Annotated in this window: 2 protein-coding genes and 1 pseudogene; all 3 read left to right on the forward strand. The window is 71.4% G+C overall.

The genetic code is table 11. The features are described 5' to 3' along the window. Positions 1 to 454, forward strand: a pseudogene (locus DMC18_RS26370) (hypothetical protein); the annotation flags it as partial. A 127-nt stretch (positions 455 to 581) separates the two neighbouring features. Further along, positions 582 to 1238 carry a response regulator transcription factor gene (locus DMC18_RS24805; protein WP_110121527.1) on the forward strand — a complete coding sequence of 219 codons (657 nt, stop codon included), beginning with the start codon at positions 582 to 584 and terminating at the stop codon, positions 1236 to 1238. Then, a partial coding sequence (locus DMC18_RS24810) for a hypothetical protein (protein ID WP_146218215.1) occupies positions 1235 to 1500 on the forward strand: 266 nt, incomplete at its 3' end. The genes DMC18_RS24805 and DMC18_RS24810, both read left to right, overlap by 4 nt.

Here is a 1500-nt window from a genome sequence, read left to right on the forward strand (position 1 = left end):
GGAACGGCCGCGCGCGGCCTGGGCCCTGCGCCGGATCCTGGCCCGCTGGCGCGACTGGGACGGCGCCGCGCCGCTGAGCCTCGAGCGCTTTTCCGCCCTGTTCGCCCAGACCCTGCCCGAGGCCGAGCGCCGCGCCGCCTATGCCGAGCAGGTCGTGTCCGCGCCGGCCAGGGTGGTGCGCCAGGCCCTGCTCGGCCCCTGGGGGCGTCGCAAGGGGACAGGCTGTCGCCGGCCGCCGCTGCTGCTGATCGCCGGCGACGAGGACCGGGTCGCGCCGGTCGCCATGGTCGCCGCCAGCGCCCGCCAGCAGCGCCGCGCGGCCTCGCGCACCGACCTGCAATGCTTCTCGGGCCGCTCGCACTGGCTGTGCAACGAGCCGGGCTGGGAGGACGTCGCCGACTTCGCCCTCGACTGGGCGCTAGCGAATGGGCGTCCTATTCCCGCGCAGGCTTGATCCGGGCGGTTCCGCGTCAACCCCCGAAAGGGTAATGCTGCGCCGCTTTCGTGTATGGTCGCGGTTCGCCAAACACGTCACCTGTACGAGTCCCATGCGCAAGGACCGGTCCCCGGACGCCGCCGAAATGAACGAGTACCCCGCCAGCGGCGCGTCCCCTGCCAGCGACGAGCGCATCCGCGTACTGATCGCCGACGACCATCCTATGCTGCGCGAGGGGGTGATCTCGGTGCTGGAGACGCAGGCCGACATGGTCGTGGTCGGCGAGGCCGCGACCGGCGACGAGGCGGTCGCCAGCTGGGAGGCGCTGCGCCCCGACATCACCCTGATGGACCTGCAGATGCCCGGCCACGGCGTGGTGGCCATCGAGACCATCCGCCGGGCTCACCCCGAGGCGCGGATCATCGTGCTGACCACCTTCACCGGCGACGCCCAGGCCCTGCACGCCCTGCGCGCCGGCGCGGCCGGGTATCTCTTGAAGAGCAGTTTGCGCCGCGACCTGCTGGACGCCATCCGCGGCGTCCACGCCGGCCGCCGCCATCTTCAGGCCGAGGTGGCCGAGCGCATCGCCATCCACGCCATCGACGAGACGCTGAACGCCCGCGAGATCACCGTCCTGCAGCTGATCGCCAACGGCAATTCCAACAAGCACATCGCCCGCGAGCTGAACCTCTCGGAAGACACCATCAAGTCGAACATCAAGAGCATCTTCGCCAAGCTCTACGTCAACGACCGGACCCACGCGGTGACCGTGGCCGCCAAGCGCGGCATCATCGACCTTTGAGCCGGGCGGGGGGCTTCCGGATCGGACTGGCGGGCGTCGCGCTCGCCATCGGCCTCGCGGTCTCGGCGCAGGCCGCGCCGGGGCTCGAACCCCTGGCCGAGTACAAGCGCGTCAGCTGGTCGCTGGAAGGGGGCGCGCCCAGCCGGGTCAACAGCATCGGCCAGTCGAAGGACGGCTATCTGTGGATCGGCAGTGTCGACGGCCTCTTCCGCTTCGACGGCGTGGCCTTCGAGCAGATCCAGCGCGGCGGGCCCAAGCCCGG

It is taken from the genome of Caulobacter sp. D5 (assembly GCF_003185805.1).
In the GTDB taxonomy this organism is placed as follows: Bacteria; Pseudomonadota; Alphaproteobacteria; order Caulobacterales; family Caulobacteraceae; genus Caulobacter.